The sequence below is a fragment of the Pseudomonas sp. NFACC32-1 genome, assembly GCF_900101215.1.
GTDB lineage: Bacteria > Pseudomonadota > Gammaproteobacteria > Pseudomonadales > Pseudomonadaceae > Aquipseudomonas.
Genome location: NZ_FMUL01000003.1, coordinates 386,268 through 407,275 on the forward strand (window position 1 = coordinate 386,268; position 21,008 = coordinate 407,275).

Consider the following 21,008-nt stretch of genomic DNA (forward strand, 5'->3'; position numbering starts at 1 on the left):
CTGCCATCGGCCAGGTTGGCCAGCACGGCCCGCAACAACGGGCCGTCCTGCAGGTGGAGGCTGCGCTGTGCCTGGTTGGCGATGTCGTGCAATGCATCGGCATCCGGCGCATCCACGACCCAGAGCAGGTCAGCGCAAGGGCTGGCCGGCGAGCGGTAATGTGCCGTCCATCCCGCCTGCCCGGGGGTGAAACTCAAGCGCAGGCCATCGTGATGCACCCGCAGCGCGTCCAGGGCCTGCTCCAGCAACCGGGGATCGAGGCTTTCTGTGGGCTTGAGCATCACCGCCTGGTTCCAGTGCTGACGCTCGGGGATCGCCTGTTCGAAGAACAGCCGTTGTACCGGCAACAGCGGCAGTTCGCCGCTCACCGGTCCCTGATCGATGACCGGGCCAGCCTGGCCCGAGCGCGCCACGCTCGCCAGCGCCTCGATGGTCTGGTGCTGGAACAGATCCTTCGGGGTGAAGTGGATGCCGGCCTGACGGGCGCGGCTGACCACCTGGATCGAGACGATGGAATCGCCCCCCAGTTCGAAGAAGTTATCCCGCAGCCCTACCTGCCCGAGCTTGAGCACATCCTGCCAGATGGACGCCAGGTGTTGTTCCAGGGTGCTGCGCGGCGCTACGTAATCCTGCTGCAATTGGCTGACGTCAGGCTTGGGCAGGTTCTTGCGGTCAAGCTTGCCGTTGGGCGTCAGTGGCAAGCGCTCCAGCAGTAGCAGATAGGCCGGGACCATGTGCGCCGGCAAGGTGGCCTGGAGCTGCTCGCGCAGTTGCTCGGCGAACGCCGGGCGCCGGGCCGCGGACTCATCGGCCACGACATAGGCCACCAGGCGCTTGCCGCTGCCGGCGGTGCCTTCCTGGGCCACCACCACGGCTTCGCGCACGCCGTCCAGGGCTTGCAGGCTGGCTTCGACTTCGCCCAGCTCGATGCGGAACCCGCGAATCTTCACCTGGTTGTCGATGCGGTCCAGGTAATCGAAGGTGCCGTCGGCGCGCTGGCGCACCAGGTCACCGGTGCGGTAGAGCAAGCCGCCGTTGCTGAACGGATCGGCGACGAAGCGCTCGGCCGTGAGCCCCGGGCGATTCAGGTATCCCCGGGCCAGGCCCGTGCCGCCCAGGTACAGCTCACCGGCCATGCCCTGGGGTAGCAGGTTGAGGTCGGCGTCCAGCACATAGGCACTGCGATCACCGATGCGGCTGCCGATCGGCGCATAGGCCGCACCGCAGGCCACGTCGCGGCCGGCCTTCCAGATCAGCGGCGTGACCACGGTTTCGGTGGGGCCGTAGCCATTGATGATGAAGTCCGGGTCTAGGGCGCGCTTGACCCGTTCGAAACTGGCGTTGGGCACCGCATCGCCGCCGAAGCAGTAGATCCGCACTGTCGGCGGGTTGCCCTCGCGCTCGGCATGCTCGGCCAGTTGTTGCAGGTACACCGGCGGAAACGCCACCACGGTCACGCCGTGTTCGCGCATCGCGTGATAGGTCTGCTCCGGCGTCCACAGGCTGTCGTCGCGAATCAGCAGCGAAGCGCCATGGGTCAGGCTGGTGAGCCAGCGCTCATGGGCGCCGTCGAAGGCGAAGGACATGAAGTGGAATTCGCAATCGCTGTCACGCATTTCATAGCGCTCGCCGATGGCCTGGCAATGCATCGCCAGCGGGCCATGGGCCACGCTCACGCCCTTGGGGTTACCGGTGGAACCGGAGGTGTAGATCACGTAGGCCAGGTTCTGCGGATCGACCTGGACATCGGGCGCATCGAGGGGTTGCTGACGCAGGTCCAGGCTGTCGAGTTCCAGCACCTGGGCGGCCCCCTCAAGCGGCAGCTGCGCCGACACCCGCGAATCGGTCAGCAACAGCGCCAGCCCCGAATCCTCGATCAGGTATGCCAGGCGTTCGCGGGGGTAGCTGGTATCCAGCGGCACGTAGGCGGCGCCGGCCTTGAGCACCGCCAGCAACGCGACGATCACCCCTTCGCTGCGCGGCAGGGCCACGCCGACGAGGGTTTCCGGGCCGACGCCGCGGGCGATCAGGGCATGGGCCAGTTGATTGGCTCGACGGTCGATGTCGCCATAGCTGAACCGTTGCCTGTTGAAGATCGCCGCCGTGGCGTGGGGCTTCAGCGCCGCCAAGCGGGCGATGCGCTGATGCACGGCGATGTCGGTCGGGTATGGCTGCCGATGGTTGGCGGCCTGTTGCCGGGCCTGTTCCCCGGCGTCCACCAGGGCGATCTGTCCCAGGTTGCGGGTCGCCGATTCGGCGAAGGTTTCCAACAGGTGCATCAGGTGACGACTGATCTGGTCGATGGTCGCCGGGCTGAAATGCGCCTGGTCGAAGCTGTAGTGCAGCGCCAGGGTCTGGCCGAGGGTCACGGCGACGCTCAGTGGGTAATGGGTCTGCTCCAGGTGAGCGACCTCGCCGAACACCAGCCCTTGTCCGGCGCCGTCCTGCAGGGCCTGGGCAACCGGATAGTTTTCGAACACCAGGATGTTGTCGAACAGCGCCTCGCCGCCTTGCCCGGCCCAGCGCTGGATATCCGCCAGCGGCGTGTGCTCGAACTCCCGCAGGCCCAGGTTCTGCGCCTGTACCGCTTGCAGCCAGGCCCCGACGGATTGATCCGGACGCGGCGCGGCGATCACCGGCAGGGTGTTGATGAACAACCCGACCTGTTGCTCGATGCCCGGCAGATCCGCCGGACGCCCGGCCACGGTGGCACCGAAGGCCACGCTGTCGTGGCCGGTGTAGCGTTGCAGCAGCAACAGCCACGCCGCTTGCACCAAGGTGTTGAGGGTGACTTTCTGCTGGCGGACAAAGCGCTCCAGCACCTGGGTGCGCGGGGCATCGAGGGTCTGGAACAGGTCGCCGTGCCCGCGCTGGCTGTCGCTGCCAGAGGTGGCCCGGGCCAGTCGGGTCGGTTCTTGCAGGGTGGCCAGTTGCGCCGTCCAGTAGTCCTTGCCGAGTTGCTCGTCCTGACGCTGCAGCCAGGCGATGTAGTCGCGGTATCGCCCTGTGACGCTGGCCGAGGCGTGGCCGTTGTAGCGTTGCATCACTTCGCCGAGCAGCTGCGCATTGCTCCAGCCGTCCATCAGAATGTGGTGATGGGTGTAGATGAAATGCCATTGCCCGGCACCGGTCTGCACCAGCACCAGCCGTAACAGCGGTGCCTGGCTCAGGTCGAAGCCTTTGGCCCGCTCGTCTTCGGCCAGCGCGGCAAGGGCCTGCGCCTGGTCGGCACGCTCACGCCAGTCCAGCACGGTGAACGGCACCGGCAGGTGCCTGTGGACGATTTGCAACGGCTGCTGCAGGTCGCCCTGCCAGACGAAGCCGCTGCGCAGGATGTCCTGGGCATCAATGCACGCCTGCCATGCCGCGCGGAAGCGCTCCACCTCCAGGCCTTGCACATCCACCCGCAGCTGGTTGACGTATTCGCCCGCGGCCTGCTCGTAGAGGGTGTGGAACAGCAGCCCCTGCTGCATCGGCGACAGCGGGTACAGGTCGTCGAGCTGGCCGGTCGGCACGGGCAGCCCATCGAGCTGCGCCTGGGTGATGCGGGCCATGGGGAAATCCGAGGGCGTGGCTTGCGGCACGGCCAGGTTGGCACAATGTTCGATCAGCGTCGTGAGTTCGAGGGCGTATCGATCCACCAGTCGCTGCACGGTGGCGCTGTCGAACATCTCACGGCTGTACCCCCAGCTCATGGTCAGCTCGCCGCCGTACACCTGCCCTTCCACGGTCAACCAGTTGGCCAGGGGCGCCGTGGGGTCCTGGGCGATGCCACTGCCTTCGCTGGACGGCTCGAACAGCGCCGATTCGTCGAACTGTCGGTCGAACTGGCCCAGGTAATTGAACGTGATGCGCGCCGGTGGCAGGTCGGCCAGCTCGGCTCGCACCTGGGGCGCAGCCAGATGGCGCAACACGCCATAGCCCAGGCCCTTGTCGGGAACGCTGCGCAATTGTTCCTTGATCGCCTTGATGGAAGCGCCGAGGTCGTCGGCGGCGGTCAGGTTCACGGCGAACAGACTCGTGAACCAACCGACCGTTCGGGTCAGGTCGATGTCATCGAACAGGTCTTCGCGGCCATGGCCTTCCAGCTCCACCAGCGTACCCGGCTGCCCGCTCCAACCGCTGACGGTGCGAGCCAGCGCGGTCAGCAGCAGATCGTTGACCTGGGTGCGATACGCCGCTGGTGCCTGTTGCAGCAATTGCCGGGTCAGCCCGGCGTCCAGGCGCCATTGGATCCTGGCGCCATGGGCGTTTTCCAGGCTGCCTTGCGGACGCTCGCATGGCAGGTCCTGCGCGCCCTGGTGCTGGGCTTTCCAATAGGCCAACTGGTCGTCGAAACGCGACGCTTCGGCGCTCAGGCGCTCGGTCCAGCCCTGGAACGCACTGGTCTTGGCCGGCAACGTCACACCGCCACCCGCCGCCAACTGCTCGTAGGCCTGCTGCAAATCTTCCAGCAATACACGCCATGACACGCCGTCCACCACCAAATGATGGATGACCAGCGCCAGCCGCTGGCTGCCATCGGCCAGGCTGACCAGCATCGCCCGCATCAGCGGCCCATCCCGCAGGCAAAGACTGCGCTGCGCTTCGTCGCACAGCGCACCCAGTTGTTCGACCGATTGCGCATCGCGCAGCCACAGGCCAGCGCCTTGCAGCAGCGGCCCATGGTTCTGTCGCCAGCCGTCCGCTTCTTCGACGAAGCGCAGGCGCAAGGCGTCGTGGTGATTGATGACGCAGGTCAGCGCCTCGTCGAGTCGCTGCGCGTCCACGGGCTCGCGCGGGCTGAGCAGCAACGACTGGTTCCAGTGCGCTCGGGCCTGCATCGGCTGCGCGAAGAACCGATGCTGGATCGGTCCGAGCAGGGCTTGGCCGGTGACCGGCCCCTGGTCCACGGCATTGTGATGCTCGACGCTGGCCACCAGCGCCAGGCTGCGCACGGTCTGGTGCTGGAACAGATCGCGTGGATTGAGGTGGATACCGAGCTGTCGCGCACGGCTCACTACCTGAATGGAGATGATCGAATCACCGCCCAGTTCGAAGAAATTGTCTTCCAGGCCGACCCGCTCCAGCCCCAGAACGTCCTGCCATATGCCGGCCAGCGCAATCTGCAGCGCATCCTGAGGAGCGACGAACGCTTGCTGCGGCGCGGCATCCGGTTGCGGCAGGGCCTTGCGATCCAGTTTGCCGTTGGCGGTCACCGGCAGCCTGGCCAGGGGCATCAGGTAGGTCGGGACCATGTATTCCGGCAGGCTGCCCAGCAGCCAGGCCTTGACGTCCTGTTGCCACTGCTCGGGCGGCTGGGGGTTTTCCAGCACCACATAGCCCACCAGGTGCTTGCCGTCCCGCACCAGCACCACCGCCTCGCGCACCAGCGGGTGTTGCACCAGCCGGGTCTCGATTTCACCCAGCTCGATGCGCAGGCCACGCAGCTTGACCTGATGGTCGAGGCGGCCAAGGTATTCGATCACGCCGTCGGCACGCTGGCGCACGCGATCACCGGTACGGTACAGGCGCTCGCCGGCATGGAACGGGCACGGTACAAAGCGCTCGGCGGTCAATGCCGGGCGCCGGTGATAACCGCGCGCCAACCCCGCCCCGCCCAGGTACAACTCACCGGACACACCCCACGGCACCGGTTTCAGCTGGGCGTCGAGCACATGGGTGCGCAGATTGGCGATCGGCTGCCCGATCGGCACACAATCGGCGTCTTCGTCGACACACGTCCAGTGGGTCACGTCGATTGCCGCTTCGGTCGGACCGTACAGATTGTAGAGCCCGGCGTTCGGCAGCTTGGCGAAGACCTGATGCTGGGCATCCAGGGGCAAGGCTTCACCGCTGCAGACGATGCGCTTGAGCCCGGTACAGGTTTCCACGCCGGGCTCGTGGATAAACGCTTGCAGCATCGACGGCACGAAGTGCAGCGTGCTGATGCCGTGACGGTTGATGCTGTCGATCAGTTGCAGCGGGTCGCGATGGGCTCCCGACGCGGCCATCACCAGCCGGGCGCCGGTCATCAGGGGCCAGAAGAATTCCCATACCGACACGTCGAAACTGAACGGTGTCTTCTGCAACACCGCATCGCTGCCGTCCAGGCTGTAGGCCTGTTGCATCCAGCACAGACGGTTGACCAGCGCGGCATGGCTGTTACCCGCGCCCTTGGGCCGGCCGGTGGAACCGGAGGTATAGATCAAATAGGCCAGGCTCAACGGATCGACCACCACCTCGGGGCGGCGTTCGCTGTAGGCGTCGAGCCAGCCGGCCGGCTGATCAAGCAGGATCACGCTGACGTCATCGGTGGGCAGTGCCGCCGACAGCGAACCCTGGGTCAGCAGCAAGGCGATGCCACTGTCCTGAATCATGTAGGCCAGGCGCTCCTGCGGGTATTCCGGGTCCAGTGGCACATAGGCGCCGCCAGCCTTGTGGATCGCCAGCAGGCCGACAACCATTTCCACCGAGCGCTCGACACAGATCCCCACCAGGCTGTCCGCCTGTACGCCCTGCGCCATCAGCAGGTGGGCCAGTTGGTTGGCACGGGCGTCGAGCTGGGCGTAGGTCAGGCTGTGCTCGCCGCAAGACACCGCCACGGCCTGCGGAGTGCGCGCCACCTGGGCTTCGATCAGCCGATGCATGCACCGGTCGGTGGGGTAGCGCTGGGCAGTGGTGTTCCAGTCGTGCACCAGGACCTGGTGCTCGTCGGCATCGAGCAGGGGCAATTCGCCGATGCGCTGCGATGGATCGACCACCATCGCCGCCAGCAGACGCAGCCAGTGCCGCGCCATGCGCGCGATGGTCGGTGCTTCGAACAGGTCATTGGCGTAGGTCAGCGCGGCGTGCAGCTTGCCGGCCTTCTCGAAGGTGTCCAGGGTCAGGTCGAACTGGGTGGTGCGGCCCTGCCAGTCGATCATGCCCAGCTCCAGCCCGGATGCCGTGCTGATGCGGGTGACGTCGGCCACCTGCGGCTGATGGTTGTACATCACCTGGAACAGTGGCGTATGGCTGAGGCTGCGCTCCAGCTTCAAGGCTTCTACCAGGCGTTCGAACGGCAGGTCCTGATGGGCCTGGGCGCCGAGGGCGGCCTCTTTGACGGCCCGCAGAAGATCGACCACCCGTGTCTGCCCGTCGAGCTCGGTACGCAGCACCTGGGTGTTGACGAAAAAGCCGATCAGGCCTTCGATTTCATCGCGATTGCGATTGGCGATGGGCACGCCGACACGGATATCGCACTGGCCGCTGTAGCGATGCAACAGCACATTGAACGCGCCGAGCAAGAGCATGAACAACGTCACGCCATGCTGCTGGGCTGTGCTGCGCAGCTGCTCGGCCAAGGCGCCGTCGATGGCGAATTCATGACGGCTGCCACGGTAGCTCGGCATGGCCGGGCGGGAGTGATCGGTGGGCAATTCCAGTACCGGATGCTCATCCCCCAGTTGCGCCTGCCAGTATTCCAGTTGCCGTGCCTGTTCGCCCGCTTCGAGCCAGCGGCGCTGCCACAGGGCATAGTCGCTGTACTGGATCGGCAACGGTGCGAGTTGCGGTGGCTGCCCCGCTTCATGCGCGTCATAGCAGCGAATGAATTCATCGATCAGCACGTTCATCGACCAACCGTCGGAGACGATGTGATGCAAGGTCAGCAGCAATACATGCTCCTGCTCGCCAAGCTTGAGCAGCTTGACCCGCAACAGCGGCCCGACCGCCAGATCGAACGGCAGCAGCGACTGTCGTTGCGCCGCCTCGGCCACCGCACGCTCGCGCTCGGCGGTCGCCAACGCGCTGAAATCCTCTTGCTCGATCACCAATGGCGCGGTCATGGGCACTTGCAGGAGGCTGTCGTCGGCCTGGCGCTGGAACACCGTGCGCAGGGTTTCATGACGAGCCATCAGGCTGGCGAAGGCCTGCTCCAGGGCCGACAGGCTCAACGCGCCCTTGAGCCGCACCGCGCCGGGCAGGTTGTAGGCACCGCTGTGAGGGTCCAGCTGCCAGAGAAACCACATGCGCTGCTGGGCATAGGACAAGGCCTGGCGATCTTCGGCCTCGACGCCCTGGGGGATGGGGAAGCCGCTGAACTGCACGCCCTCCTTGTCCAACGCTGCCAGGAACATCCGGCGCTTTTCCAGGGGCAACCCGATAAACCGGCGAGCAAGTTTCAAGGCGTCTTCAGCATTCATTTCTGGGTATCCGGAATCAGTGGGCACAAGGCACAAAGGCAAGTCGTCCCTATAAAACGAATGCAGACCGGAAAAATTAGCGTTTGAGAATTTGTGTCAGGAAGAGCATCCCGACGTGCAATAGACCGCCCACAGTGTGGCGAGGGGATTGATTCCCGCTGGACTGCGCAGCCCAGCGGGAAAATCCCCTCGCCACAAAGCAGGTTATGGGTGCATCAGCGCGTCAGGCGCTGATCGCCAGGCCATGGCGCCGGTGATGCACGCTCAACTGATCCTTGATCAGCCGCAGCACCCGGGCCTCGTGTTCGTGGATGAAGAAGTGGCCGCCGGCCAGCATGTCCACCGAAAAACTGCCCGAGGTTTCCCGGCGCCAGCCGATCAGTTGTTCGGTATTGGCTTTGTCCGTGGTGCCTCCCAGCACATGCACCGGGCAGTTGAGGGGCGGCCGGATCCTGGGCTGGAAATGCCCGCACATGAGGAAGTCCGCGCGCAGGACCGGCAACGTCAGCGCCATCAGCTCTTCGTTGGCCAACACCTCTTCGCTGGTGCCGTTGAGGGTGCGCAGTTGCTCGATCAGCTCGGCATCGGTTTTCGGCTCGGCGAAACCACGATCGTAATCGGCCCGCATCGTTGGCGCGGCAGTGCCCGAGGCAAACAGCGCCACCGGCTCGGCGCAGCCCAGCTCACGCAAGGCGTGGGCGATTTCACAAGCCAGCAGCGCCCCCAGGCTGTGACCGAACAAGGCGTAGGGCGCCTGGAGCGTCGGCAGCAGTTCCCGCGCCAGTTGCAGCGCCAACGGGCCCATGTCGGTGTGCAACGGCTCGTCGAAACGCGCCCCGCGCCCCGGCAGCTCCACCGGCCGCACCTGCAGCCACTGGGGCAACTTGCGTCGCCAGCGGTTGTAAACCATCGCGCTGGCGCCCGAGTAAGGCAGGCACAGCAAGGTCAGTTGGGTCACAGCGGTTTTCTCCGAGCGGTGGTGTATGGAAGATAACGAAGTGGCAAGGCAATGAATTAGTCGAATGCACCGTCGACGCGCCATCTGACTATCGGCTGCCCTTATACTGGCGGGCATCCTGTCCAGGCTCTGTACGAAAAGCCTTGATACTCGTTCAGGCTGCGTTGAGAACAACCTCGCAATGCTCATGCATTCTGCGCTTGCCCGGCTGCTTTCGCCTTGCCTGACCTCCTCTCGAAACTTTCGTACAGAGCCTGGCCCACCGAAAAGGAGCCCGTCATGAGCTGGTCCGCCAAGCAATATGTCACCTTCGAACAGGAACGCACCCGTCCGGCCCGAGACCTGCTGGCCGCCATCGCGAGCATGGCGCCCCGCTCGGTGATCGACCTGGGATGCGGCCCCGGCAATTCCACCGAACTGCTGGTGCAGCAGTTCGACGGCGCGACGGTGCGGGGCCTGGACAGTTCCGCCGACATGATCGCCGCCGCTCGCCAACGCTTGCCCGACGTGGCGTTCGAAGTGGCGGACATCGGTCAATGGCAGGAGCCCGGGCCGTTCGACGTGATCTTCGCCAATGCCGTGCTGCAATGGCTGCCCGACCATGCCCGCCTGCTCCCCGCGCTGGTGGACAAACTGGCGCCCGGAGGCAGCCTGGCGGTCCAGATGCCCGATACCCTGCACCAGCCATCCCACCGCCTGATGCGCGAAATCGCCGCCAGCGGTCCCTGGGCCAGCCAACTGGCCGGGGCGGCCGATACCCGTACCGAGGTGGAAGACGCCAGCACCTACTACTCGATCCTCAAGCCCCACTGCGCCCGTGTCGATGTGTGGCGCACCACCTACCACCATCCGTTGGCCGGCGGTGCCGCCGGGGTGGTGGAATGGTTCAAGGGCAGTGGCTTGCGGCCGTTTCTCGATCCCCTGGACGAAGCCCAGCGCGCCCGATACCTGGAGCAATACCTGAAGGCGATCGAACAGGCCTACCCCGCCCTGGAAGATGGCACGGTGCTGCTGCCGTTCCCCCGGGTCTTCATGGTTGCCACGCGTTAAAACCGTGTGGCTGATTCCCGCAGGCAAATGAACCACACGGGCCACCAGGGCTTGTACGAAAAGTACAAAGCCCTGGGCGCTGGTCGGCGGTGGGGGGCTAAATTTCTGTTCCGGCCCCTCGTTACCTGCCAAGACCAAAACCCACAAGAGTGACCGCCGTGGACCTGCAAACCATCCTGGGCAAACTGTTCGCCAATGCCGGCGCCGTTGGTATCGAAGGCGTTTTCCAATTCGTGTTCGGGCCTCATCAGGCGTACTGGTCCGAGGTCAAGGCCAGCAGTCGCACCCAGGCCGGCCACCACGCCAGTCCCGACGTGACCATCGAGGTCGCGGAAAAAGACTTCCTCGGGATCATGGCCGGCATGGCCAATGTCGAGGAGCTGTTCGCCAGCGGCCGCCTGAAGATCGGCGGCAACATGGGCCTGGCGACCCTGCTGCCGCAGATCATCGACCATGCCCGGCATGGGGGTGGCGTGGTAGAAAAAGTCGACATGAACAAGCGCTATCCCACCCCACCGCGCTTCAGCGAAAAACTCACCGCCAGCCTGCCCACTCAACGCACCGTGGAGCGGCGCCCGCGCAGCGATCTGTCGGTGCAGGAGTTCCAGTCGCGCTACCTGCCCCACGGCATCCCGGTGGTCATCAGCGATGCGTTGCGGGACTGGCCGCTGTTCAAGCTCAGCCGCGAAGAGTCCCTGGTGCACTTCGCCGAGCTGCAAGGCATCACCCGCCACGGCGACTACGTGAAGAAAACCTTTTCCACCGAACGGGACTTTCGCTCCACCTCCATGGCCGATTTCATTGCCTCCCTGGACAACCCGGCCCCCAGGAGCGCCGACGGCGAACCGCCGGCCTACATGGGCAACAACATCCTGCCGGCGCAACTGATGGAGCAGATCAAGTACCCGCCCTACTTCGATTCGTCGCTGTTCATCCCGCCGCGCATCTGGATCGGCCCCAAGGGCACCCTGACGCCCCTGCACCGGGACGACACCGACAACCTGTTCGCCCAGGTCTGGGGTCGCAAGCGCTTCATCCTCGCCGCCCCCCACCATCGCGAGGCCCTGGGCACCTGGTCGACGGCTCCCCAGGGCGGCCTGGACGGCTGTGACTTCAACCCGGATGCGCCAGACTACCAACGTTTTCCCGCCGCCCGGGACGTGACGTTCATGCGGATTACCCTGGAGGCCGGGGACCTGCTGTTCCTGCCCGAGGGCTGGTTCCACCAGGTGGAGTCGGTGTCTACCTCACTGTCGGTGAACTTCTGGGTGAACTCCGGAAGGGGCTGGTAAGGCCGAAGTTGAACACCGTCCTGTGGCGAGGGGATTTATCCCCGTTGGGCTGCCTAGCAGCCCCAGGATCTCCAATCCGACTCTTGCTGATACACCGAGTTGGCTGGTTTTAGGGCCGCTTCGCAAGCCCAGCGGGAATAAATCCCCTCGCCCCCCATTCTTCCGCTCATCAGTGTTTCACGTCATCGTGAAGATCGCGTCACCCAAGTGAACTCTGCACTCCTCCCGTCAGTCAGCAGGTAAGGCCCTCACTTCAAGGTGCTAGACCATGCAGATATCCCTCGCCCGACAAGTCGCCCTCGTCACCGGTGCCAGCTCCGGCATCGGCGCAGGTTCGGCCAGGGCCTTGGCGGCGGCCGGTGCCGCCGTGGTGCTCAATTATCATTCCAGTGCGGGACCGGCCAGGGAACTGGCCGAGGAAATCAACGACAGCGGCGGTCGTGCCATCGCCCTCGGCGCCGACGTGGCGAAAGAGGACCAGGTCGAACGGCTGTTCGCCCAGGCCCTGGAGACGTTCGGTGCCCTGGACATCCTGGTCGCCAATTCCGGCCTGCAGAAAGATGCCGCCGCCGTCGACATGAGCCTTGAGAACTGGAACACCGTGATCGGTGTCAACCTCACCGGCCAGTTCCTCTGCGCCCGCGCCGCCCTGAGGATTTTCAACCGCCAGGGCATTCGCCAGGGCGTGTCCCGCGCCGCCGGCAAGATTATCCACATGAGTTCGGTGCATCAGCGCATCCCCTGGGCCGGGCACGTCAATTACGCAGCCTCCAAGGGCGGCATCGATCAATTGATGCAGACCCTGGCCCAGGAAACCAGCCACCTGCGCATCCGCATCAACGGCATTGCTCCCGGCGCCATCCGCACGGCCATCAACCGTGAAGCCACCGAGGGTGAACAGGAGCAAAGGCTGCTGGAGCTGATTCCCTATGGACGCGTCGGCGAAGTGGACGACGTGGCCAACGCGGTGGTCTGGCTGGCGTCGGACCTGTCCGATTACGTGGTGGGTACCACATTGTTCATCGATGGCGGGATGAGCCTTTATCCGGGGTTCCGTGACAATGGCTGAGCATGACGAACCCCAGAGCCCCATCGAGAATCACGGCATCATCGGCGACATGCGCACCGCCGCGCTGGTCAATGACCGAGGCAGCGTCGATTTTTTCTGTTGGCCGGAATTCGACAGCCCGTCGATCTTCTGCTCGCTGCTGGACACGCCCCAGGCCGGCATCTTCCAGCTCGCTCCGGACCTGCCCCAGGCGCGTCGACAACAGATCTACCTGCCCGACACCAATGTGCTGCAGACCCGTTGGCTGAGCGACGGCGTGGTGGTGGAGATCACCGACGTGCTGCCCATCGCAGACAGCGAAGACGATCTGCCGGTGCTGATGCGCAAGGTCCATATGGCGGTGGGCCGCGCGACGTTTCGCATGCGCTGCGCGGTGCGCCACGACTATGCCCGGGCCGCCACCGAGGCACGCCAGGACGGCCCCCATATCTGTTTCGAGGCGCCGGGACAACCGAGCCTGCGCCTGTGTTCGGACCAGGCCATGGCCCTGGATGGCAACGCAGCGGTGGCCGGGTTCACCCTGCAGGAAGGCCAGAGCGCCGAATTCCTGCTGGGGGGCATCGACGACCCCAGGCTCACCGACGACGTCAGCGCACTGTGCCTGGAACGGACCCTGGCGTTCTGGCGCAGCTGGATCGGCCAATCCAACTATCGAGGGCGCTGGCGAGAGATGGTCAACCGCTCGGCCCTCACCCTCAAGTTGCTGACCTCGCGCAAACATGGCGCCATCCTGGCCGCCGCCACTTTCGGGCTGCCGGAAAGCCGGGGCGGCGAGCGCAATTGGGATTACCGTTACACCTGGATCCGCGACGCCTCGTTCACGGTCTATGCGTTCATGCGCCTGGGCTTCGTCGAAGAAGCCAATGCCTACATGCGTTTCCTGCGAAACCGGGTCAGCGACTGCTGCGAGCAGCCGACCAAACTCAACATCCTCTACGGCCTCGACGGCCGGCAGGAACTGCCGGAAAGTGAACTGCCGCAGCTGAGCGGCTTCGGCCAGGCGCAACCGGTGCGCATTGGCAACCTCGCCTACCAGCAAGTGCAATTGGATATCTTTGGCGAGCTGATGGATGCGGTGTACCTGGTCAACAAATACGGCGAGGCCATTTCCCATGAAGGTTGGAAGCACACCGTCGACGTGATCGACCAGGTGTGCAGCATCTGGCAGGAAAAGGACGTAGGCATCTGGGAGATGCGCGGCGACAAGCAGCATTTCCTGCACTCGCGGCTGATGTGCTGGGTGGCCGTCGACCGCGGCATCCGCCTGGCGGTCAAGCGTTCCCTGCCTGCGCCGTTCAGCCGCTGGGACGAGACTCGCCAAGCCATCTACCAGGACATCTGGACGCATTTCTGGGACGACGAACGCCAGCATTTCGTCCAGCGCCTGGGCAGCACGGCGGTCGATGGTTCAATGCTGCTGATGCCACTGGTGCGTTTCGTCAGCGCCCGCGATCCGCGCTGGCTCGCCACCCTGGACGCCATCGAAAAACACCTGGTGCGCGATGGCATGGTGTATCGCTACCGCAACGACGACCAGCCGATCGACGGTCTCAGCGGCAGCGAAGGTTCATTCGTCGCGTGCTCGTTCTGGTACGTCGAATGCCTGGCCCGCGCCGGCCGCCTGGAAAAAGCCCAGCTGGAATTCGAACAACTGCTGCGCTACGCCAACCCGCTGGGGCTGTACGCCGAGGAGTTCGACAGCCATGGCTATCACCTGGGCAACACACCCCAGGCCCTGAGCCACCTGGCGCTGATCAGCGCGGCCAGTTTCCTGGATCGCCAGTTGAGCGGCGAGAAGCACCACTGGCAGCCGTGAGCGAGGTCGCCAGCACTTTCAAAGTGAGCACACTGTGGCGAGGGGATTCATCCCCTCGCCACAGATCAAGCCCCTTTGTCACAAGACTACGGCGCCAACTGGCTTGTTGGCTCAGCCAATTCGATGTCATCCAGCGCTCGGTCGGCCAGCAATGCACCCAGTTCGATCAATTGCTGAATGCCCAGCGCCACATGCCGCCGAGAGCCCTCCAGCTCGAACGCCAGGTCGCTGACCATGGCATTGGCCGAGGCCAGGGTTTCGCTGAGGCTGGTCAGGACCGATTCGGTGTTGATGCCTGGAACCACCGAAAAGACGCGGCCGTCCTGGGTGTCGGGCTTGGCTGGCGTCGGGGTGGACAGATGGATATTCAGCGCCCGGTCGGCCGCTTCGCGGAGTTTTCTTGAATCGAGGGTGGTGTAGGAAGAGAGGTTTTCGGCGCGTGGGGGGTTGGGGGTGATCTTGACCATGACATAAAGCTCCATTCAAAAGTGGAGTTCGCCATTCCGCGACCAAGCAGAGGGGTGGCGAACTGTGCGCAGGTTGGTCGACCAGGGAATGGAAACCCGGCAGGGCCCGAAGCCCTCCCACGCACAGCCGGCCATAAAGCAGGCAGCCGCTCGCGCGGCATTGTGCGCCATTCTAAACCCGGGCGACCAAGCCCGGTCGCTGATTTTGCAGCGACCGATAAAGCCTATCCCCGCCTCTTCCGAACCGACAACCGCCGCGACTCGTCAGAAAATTCCGGTTCACCTATTTTTTTGTAGGAACACCACACCATTGTGGCGAGGGGATAAATCCCCTCGCCACAAAAGCGATCACCGCCACTTTCCCATTTATCGCCACTGCCCGTTAGAAGTTGCCAGCCCGGAAAACCCCTCCTAAGATCGATGCACTCACGGGTGCAGCGGAGCTGCCCGATAAAAGCCCGACTCAAGGACCTGACATGACTCATATCAAACGCCCCATCACGACCCCACTCCGAACAGGCCTGACCCGGGAGGATCTCTGGGAAAGCCATGACCGGGGCTTGATCAAGTGCTGGGAAATCGGCCGCGACCGCGCGTCGAAGTTTCCGGAACTGGCGCAACGTTGCCTGGCCGGTGAGTTGCCGGTGCTGGGCTGGAAAGGCGGGGTCAGCCGCAGCTTGAAGAAGAACGAAAAATTCGGCTGCCTCAAATACCTCGCCCAATGGCAAGGGCTGCGCGGTGAAGACCTGGACATCGACCTGTCCCAGGAACGCACCCTGACCTGCACCAGCACGAAGATGAACGTGACGTTCACGCCGGATCGGGCCAAATATGTGAATCAGGAGCCCGCCTGAACACAACCGGAGGCCACCATGCACCAGGAACCCAAGGTCGATTTCGCGGTGACGCCGCTGTTGCGCATCGCCTATGAAGAGCATGGCCCAGCCACTGGGGAGCCGGTGATCCTGTTGCACGGTTTTCCCTACGACCCCAGGGCCTTCGATGAAGTCGCCCCGGTGCTCGCCGGTCGCGGTTACCGGGTCATCGTGCCCTATCTGCGCGGCTACGGCCCGACCCGGTTCAACAACCCCGCCATCATCCGTTCCGGCCAGCAAGCGGCGCTGGCCCAGGACCTGCTGGACCTGATGCACGTGCTCCATATTCCCCAAGCGGCACTGTGCGGCTACGACTGGGGCGGCCGGGCGGCATGTATCGTGGCGGCGTTGTGGCCCGAGCGTGTGCGCTGCCTGGTCACCGGGGACGGCTACAATCTGCAGGACATCCCTCGATCGACCCAGCCGCTGGACCCGGCCACCGAACATCGCCTGTGGTACCAGTACTACTTCCACACGCCCCGCGGCGTCGAAGGCCTGACGCAGAATCGACGTGAACTGTGCGCGTTGCTCTGGCGCCTGTGGTCGCCAACCTGGAAGCGCGGCGCCGAGCTGTACCCGCTGAGCGCACCGTCCTTCGACAACCCGGACTTCGTCGACGTGGTGATCCATTCCTATCGGCATCGTTTCATGTATGCACCGGGGGATCCGACCCTGGAAGGGATCGAGGAACAGCTGGCGGCGCAACCGGCCATCCGCGTGCCGAGCATTTCCCTGTGCGGTGCCGACGACGGCGTGGGCCCGGCCCCCGAGCTGGACGAGGACGCCGGACACTTCACCGGCTTCTATGAACGCCGAGTGCTGGCCGGCGTTGGCCACAACATTCCCCAGGAAGCACCCGAAGCCACTGTCAAGGCGCTGCTGGATCTGCTTGAAGGCTGACCGCGAAACGCTCGCGGTACGCCTGGGGCGTCACGCCCATGGCCCGCAGGAAACCGCGTCGCAGGGTTTCCTCGCTGCCAAAGCCGCATTGCGCCGCCACCCGCTTGATCGGCACGACGGTGTCGGCCAGTAGCCGGCGGGCGGTCTCCACGCGGATCAGCTCCACCGCCCGCGCCGGTGTCTGGCCAGTCTCGGCGCGATAGTGACGCACGAAGCTGCGTTCGCTCATGCCTGCCTGAGCGGCCAGGTTGGGCAGGCCAAGGTCGCAGGAAAGGTTTTCGGCGATCCAGGCATGCAATTCATCGAAACGACCACCCTGGTTCTGTAGCGACAAGGTCACGCTGAACTGCGACTGCCCACCCGGCCGCTTGAGAAACACCACCAGTTGCCGGGCGACCTCCAGGGCCACGGCACGTCCCAGGTCGTCCTCCACGAGCGCCAGGGCCAGATCGATGCCAGCCGTGACCCCCGCCGAGGTCCAGACCGGACCGTCGTTGATGAAAATCGGGTTGGGTTCGACCCGCAATTTCGGATGCTGCTCGGCCAACTGCTCGCAGCGTGTCCAGTGCGTGACCACCCGCCGGCCGTCCAGCCAGCCGCTGGCAGCCAGCAGGAACGCGCCGGTGCATACCGACGCCACCCGCCGCGAACGCAGGCCATGATTCTTGACCCAGGCCACCAGCGCAGGGTCCTTCGCCGCCTCGTACACGCCCCAGCCACCCGCGATAAGCAGGGTGTCGCTGCCCTCATCGGGCAACGGCTCGGCCAGCAACGCCAGGCCCGCCGACGACACCACCGCCCCGCCACCGGCCGCCACCACCGTCGGCGCATACGGCAACGGCAAGCCACGCTGGCGGGCCAGGTCGTTGGCCGAGGCGAACACTTGCAAGGGCCCGGTGACATCCAGCACCTGCACATTGGCGAAGGCCAGTACATGAACGGTTTTCGGTGAATGGGACATATTGGCGTAATTCGTGGGGTGATTGGCGTATACGCCAGAGCCTACGGACCTAAAGTAGAACCGTCCACCCCCGGGCACCCTGACAAGGAGAAAGCGACATGACACTGCAGATCGGCTTGCTGTTGTTCCCCCAAGTCCAGCAACTGGACCTGACCGGCCCTTATGACGTGCTGGCCTCGTTGCCGGATGTGAAAGTGCATCTGATCTGGAAAGACCTGGCGCCTGTCACCTCCAGCACCGGGCTGGTACTGTCGCCCACCACCACGTTCGAGGACTGCCCGAAGCTGGACGTCATCTGTGTCCCTGGTGGCAGTGGTGTCGGCCCGTTGATGGAAGACGAACAGACGCTGGCCTTCATCAAGCGCCAGGCCAGCCAAGCGCAGTACATCACCTCGGTGTGCACCGGCGCACTGGTGCTGGGTGCGGCGGGACTGCTGCGAGGGAAGCGGGCTACCACCCACTGGGCCTACCACAGCTTGCTGTCGCCCCTGGGTGCGATCCCGATCAAGGAGCGCGTGGTACGAGACGACAAGCTCATCACCGGCGGTGGCATTACCGCCGGGATCGACTTTGCCTTGACTCTGGCGGCCGAGCTGTTCGACCAGGACACCGCCGAGCTGGTCCAGCTTCAACTCGAATACGCCCCTGCCCCACCGTTCGACGCAGGCCACCCGGACACCGCACCCGCGCAAGTGCTGGAAGAGGCCAATCGGCGCGCGGCGGAGTCGTTCCGGGTGCGCTCGCAGATCACCCAACGTGCCGCGGCGCGAATGACGGTGGCTTGACGGTCAATCCCCAGTCGGCATGAGACCGGCGGCGAGGGGGGTATCCCGCTCGCCGCCGGTTTCAACGAGTACGTCATTCTTCCTGGCGATACAGGACCATACCCGCGTGATAGAGCACACCTTCGCGAAAATCCCCATCGGCGGTGAAACCGGTGTCGTCGTGATATTCGATGTGGTCGCCCTGCAGCCAGTAGTCGCCTTGATAGGCGCTTTCACGTGTACCGCGTGCTTCGTCATAACGCCCCCCGGCAGCAGCCGATGGCGGATCACGCCATCGGCCGTCACCCACAGGCCGACGAATTTGTCCTGGTCTCCAAATGCCTTTCTCATAGGAACGTCTCCTGTCGGTCGAGTCGGTTCAGAACGGACTGGCGGTTGGCCGCACCACCAGCTCGCTGACGTCCACATCTGCCGGTTGCTCGATGGCGTAGGCGATCGCCCGGGCAATCGCCTCGGCGGGGATCGCGATCCTGCGGAACTCGCGCATCTCGGCACGTCCACCTTCATCGGAAATGCTCTCGGCCAATTCCGACTCGGTCACGCCAGGGGAAATGACCGTGACTCGCACATCACCGCCGACCTCCTGCCGCAGCCCCTCGGAAATGGCCCGCACGGCAAACTTGGTGGCGCAATACACCGCGGCGGTCGGGCTGACGGTGTAGGCCCCGATGGATGCGATGTTGATGAACTGGCCGCTGCGCTGACGCTGCATCAAGGGCAAGCCGGCCGCGATGCCATGGAGCACGCCACGGATGTTGACATCGATCATGCGATCCCATTCCTCGACTTTCAGCGCCTCGAGCTTGGAGAGCGGCATGACTCCCGCGTTGTTGATGATCACGTCGACCCGGCCGAAACCCTCGACCGCGAAGTCAATCAAATCCTGGACATCGTCGCGGCGGGTCACGTCCACCGCTTTGCAGACGGCCTGCTGGCCTTTTGTTTCGAGCTCCTGGACCAGCGCCTGCAAACGGTCGACGCGACGTGCACCGAGTACTACGCGGGCGCCTCGTGCCGCCAGCAGACGTGCCGCGGCTTCACCAATCCCGCTGCTGGCACCTGTGATCACCACTACTTTGTTCTGGATATCGGACATGATGGTTTCCTCGTCTGGATGTGTTGGCCCCCGGTGGGAGCGTTTCGACAGGTCCAGATTAGGGAAGCAGTCGATCTCAGGGTTAGCCGGATCCTCCTGCGCACTTGCACGATCCTGTAGCGATAAAACCGACTCTGGTCGCCGGCCGCGCAATCGGCTTTACTAGCGCGATCCATTCATTTGGCCAGGGAGATTGATCGGCATGTCGGTATCCACCTCCATACAGATTGCGCCAGACGACGGCGTCAACCAGCGCCGCGCAGAGCTGGCGGAGCTGATGAAACGTTACGCACCGGAAAATGGGGTCTTCCCCACGGCCATCGAACCCTTGCACCTGATTCGTAGCGACCAGCCGACCGATGCCCTGCATCTCGTGCACAAGCCGGGCCTTTGCGTGATCATCGAAGGACGCAAGGAAGTACGGCTGGCGGATGAATGCTACGTATATGACCCGCTCAATTACCTGGTGGTCTCGGTCACGCTGCCACTGGCCGGCCAGGTCATCGAAGCCAGCCCCGAGCGACCTTATATGTGCATTCGCCTGGACATCGATCCGGCACAGATCTGCCGCCTGATCGCCGACGCCAGCCCCATCGGCGTACCGGCCCAACGGAGCGGGCGTGGATTGTTCCTGGACCGCATCGACGCGCCGCTGCTCGATGCCGTATTGCGACTGTTGCGACTGCTGGAGAGCCCGGACGACATCGCCACCCTGGCTCCTCTGGCCCAGCAGGAGATCTTCTACCGTCTGCTGCGTGGTGCCCAAGGCCAGCGCTTGCATGAAATTGCCATTCCAGACACCCAGGCCCACCGCATCAGCCGCGCTATCGAGTGGCTCAATACCCATTATGCCGAGCCGCTGAGCATCGACAGCCTTGCACAGATGATCAACCTCAGCCCTTCTGCGTTGCATCACCGATTCAAGGCCGTGACCGCCATGAGTCCATTGCAGTATCAAAAGCAGCTGCGCCTGCAGGAAGCCCGACGGTTACTGCTTTCCGAGAACAGCGATGTTTCGTCAATCGGCTACAAGATGGGTTACGAAAGCCCTTCGCAGTTCAGCCGCGAATACAGCCGTCTATTCGGCGCATCTCCGAGCAAGGACATCGCCCGTCTACGTGCCCAGGCGCTGCAAGCCAACACTGCCTGATCCTGCACACAAACAGGATCAGGCAAAACCGGGGCAGTATTCGTCTAACGACCGCACCCATCGCGCCCCTAATCTGAACCCATGCAGCAAGACAACCGTCACGCTGCAACGGGTTCAGCAGATCACGATATCTGAACGACCCGGCACTCAACCTTTGATATGACCGGAGTCTTACCATGAAAACTTTCAACACCCTGATCGCCGCTACTACCTTCGCCCTGAGCGCCAGTGCCTTTGCCCTGCCGAGCCAGCAAGAAGACCGTTTCTTCACCCAGGCCTCGGATTACCAACAGACGATGGCCGCTGATGGCGCGGAGCGGACCCCTGGTGGCCAGGCCCTCGCCGCTGATGGCGCGGATCGGACTTCCGGCGGCCAGGCCCTTGCCGCTGATGGCGCGGATCGGACTCCCGGCGGCCAGGCCCT

The 21,008-nt window shown here is 64.3% G+C and carries 14 protein-coding genes and 1 pseudogene (1 of these 15 only partly in view); 9 read left to right on the plus strand and 6 right to left on the minus strand.

The window, feature by feature from the left end:
- Positions 1-8,165: the 5' portion of a non-ribosomal peptide synthetase gene (locus BLP99_RS07850; protein WP_092180105.1), read on the minus strand. Its footprint begins 4,180 nt before the window's first position; the window shows 8,165 of its 12,345 coding nt (coding positions 1-8,165); its start codon is at positions 8,163-8,165; its stop codon lies off the left edge, out of view.
- 223 nt (positions 8,166-8,388) lie between these two features.
- A complete protein-coding gene (locus BLP99_RS07855; protein WP_072392081.1) occupies positions 8,389-9,123 on the minus strand; it encodes a thioesterase II family protein in 735 nt (244 codons plus the stop codon).
- Positions 9,124-9,402: 279 nt separating this feature from the next.
- On the opposite strand from BLP99_RS07855, the gene tam reads away from it, so the two are divergent.
- The 4 genes from tam to BLP99_RS07875 all read left to right on the plus strand — a co-directional run bounded on the left by tam (position 9,403) and on the right by BLP99_RS07875 (position 14,350).
- On the plus strand, positions 9,403-10,173 hold the full coding sequence (gene tam / locus BLP99_RS07860; RefSeq protein WP_072392078.1) for a trans-aconitate 2-methyltransferase: 771 nt from the start codon (positions 9,403-9,405) through the stop codon (positions 10,171-10,173).
- A 158-nt stretch (positions 10,174-10,331) separates the two neighbouring features.
- The gene (locus BLP99_RS07865) at positions 10,332-11,465 is read left to right on the plus strand and encodes a cupin-like domain-containing protein (RefSeq protein WP_072392075.1); all 1,134 of its coding nucleotides are present in this window, start codon (positions 10,332-10,334) and stop codon (positions 11,463-11,465) included.
- Positions 11,466-11,733: 268 nt separating this feature from the next.
- Positions 11,734-12,534, plus strand: a complete 801-nt coding sequence (locus tag BLP99_RS07870) for an SDR family oxidoreductase (protein WP_072459401.1) — start codon at positions 11,734-11,736, stop codon at positions 12,532-12,534.
- Positions 12,527-14,350, plus strand: coding sequence for a glycoside hydrolase family 15 protein (locus tag BLP99_RS07875; RefSeq protein WP_072392069.1), 1,824 nt, complete (start codon positions 12,527-12,529; stop codon positions 14,348-14,350). The genes BLP99_RS07870 and BLP99_RS07875 overlap by 8 nt, the downstream gene beginning before the upstream one ends.
- A gap of 86 nt (positions 14,351-14,436) precedes the next feature.
- Here BLP99_RS07875 and BLP99_RS07880 read toward each other — a convergent pair whose 3' ends face one another.
- On the minus strand, positions 14,437-14,817 hold the full coding sequence (locus BLP99_RS07880) for a DUF6124 family protein (protein ID WP_072392065.1): 381 nt from the start codon (positions 14,815-14,817) through the stop codon (positions 14,437-14,439).
- A 476-nt stretch (positions 14,818-15,293) separates the two neighbouring features.
- Here BLP99_RS07880 and BLP99_RS07885 point away from each other — a divergent pair, with 476 nt between their 5' ends.
- Together BLP99_RS07885 and BLP99_RS07890 are read left to right on the plus strand one after the other, a co-directional pair.
- Positions 15,294-15,671, plus strand: coding sequence for a hypothetical protein (locus BLP99_RS07885; protein WP_072430718.1), 378 nt, complete (start codon positions 15,294-15,296; stop codon positions 15,669-15,671).
- Positions 15,672-15,689: 18 nt separating this feature from the next.
- Entirely contained in the window at positions 15,690-16,592 is a 903-nt protein-coding gene (locus tag BLP99_RS07890; protein WP_072392059.1) for an alpha/beta fold hydrolase, read from the plus strand.
- On the opposite strand, the gene BLP99_RS07895 is transcribed toward BLP99_RS07890, so the two are convergent.
- The gene (locus tag BLP99_RS07895) at positions 16,561-17,553 is read right to left on the minus strand and encodes a GlxA family transcriptional regulator (protein ID WP_072392055.1); all 993 of its coding nucleotides are present in this window, start codon (positions 17,551-17,553) and stop codon (positions 16,561-16,563) included. The genes BLP99_RS07890 and BLP99_RS07895 overlap by 32 nt on opposite strands.
- A 98-nt stretch (positions 17,554-17,651) precedes the next feature.
- Between BLP99_RS07895 and inhA the strand changes: the two genes are divergently transcribed.
- Positions 17,652-18,338: an isonitrile hydratase gene (gene inhA / locus BLP99_RS07900; RefSeq protein WP_072392052.1), complete on the plus strand. Its 687-nt coding sequence runs from the start codon at positions 17,652-17,654 to the stop codon at positions 18,336-18,338.
- 73 nt (positions 18,339-18,411) lie between these two features.
- On the opposite strand, the pseudogene BLP99_RS07905 reads toward inhA, so the two are convergent.
- Positions 18,412-18,668: pseudogene (locus tag BLP99_RS07905) on the minus strand (Atu4866 domain-containing protein).
- A 28-nt stretch (positions 18,669-18,696) separates the two neighbouring features.
- Entirely contained in the window at positions 18,697-19,434 is a 738-nt protein-coding gene (locus tag BLP99_RS07910; RefSeq protein WP_092180107.1) for an SDR family oxidoreductase, read from the minus strand.
- Between the two features lie 202 nt (positions 19,435-19,636).
- Between BLP99_RS07910 and BLP99_RS07915 the strand changes: the two genes are divergently transcribed.
- Together BLP99_RS07915 and BLP99_RS26615 are read left to right on the plus strand one after the other, a co-directional pair.
- Positions 19,637-20,584: an AraC family transcriptional regulator gene (locus BLP99_RS07915; RefSeq protein ID WP_072392043.1), complete on the plus strand. Its 948-nt coding sequence runs from the start codon at positions 19,637-19,639 to the stop codon at positions 20,582-20,584.
- A 176-nt stretch (positions 20,585-20,760) separates the two neighbouring features.
- Positions 20,761-21,008 (plus strand): hypothetical protein (locus BLP99_RS26615; RefSeq protein ID WP_143007937.1); only part of this gene is annotated, 248 nt, incomplete at its 3' end.

What these genes read in the sequence shown, in the direction of transcription:
- tam (WP_072392078.1), top strand. Translation starts at nt 9,403, where the DNA reads ATGAGCTGGTCCGCCAAGCAATATGTCACCTTCGAACAGGAACGCACC.
- BLP99_RS07870 (WP_072459401.1), top strand. Translation starts at nt 11,734, where the DNA reads ATGCAGATATCCCTCGCCCGACAAGTCGCCCTCGTCACCGGTGCCAGC.
- BLP99_RS07875 (WP_072392069.1), top strand. Translation starts at nt 12,527, where the DNA reads ATGGCTGAGCATGACGAACCCCAGAGCCCCATCGAGAATCACGGCATC.
- BLP99_RS07880 (WP_072392065.1), bottom strand. Translation starts at nt 14,817, where the DNA reads ATGGTCAAGATCACCCCCAACCCCCCACGCGCCGAAAACCTCTCTTCC.
- BLP99_RS07885 (WP_072430718.1), top strand. Translation starts at nt 15,294, where the DNA reads ATGACTCATATCAAACGCCCCATCACGACCCCACTCCGAACAGGCCTG.
- BLP99_RS07890 (WP_072392059.1), top strand. Translation starts at nt 15,690, where the DNA reads ATGCACCAGGAACCCAAGGTCGATTTCGCGGTGACGCCGCTGTTGCGC.
- BLP99_RS07895 (WP_072392055.1), bottom strand. Translation starts at nt 17,553, where the DNA reads ATGTCCCATTCACCGAAAACCGTTCATGTACTGGCCTTCGCCAATGTG.
- inhA (WP_072392052.1), top strand. Translation starts at nt 17,652, where the DNA reads ATGACACTGCAGATCGGCTTGCTGTTGTTCCCCCAAGTCCAGCAACTG.
- BLP99_RS07910 (WP_092180107.1), bottom strand. Translation starts at nt 19,434, where the DNA reads ATGTCCGATATCCAGAACAAAGTAGTGGTGATCACAGGTGCCAGCAGC.
- BLP99_RS07915 (WP_072392043.1), top strand. Translation starts at nt 19,637, where the DNA reads ATGTCGGTATCCACCTCCATACAGATTGCGCCAGACGACGGCGTCAAC.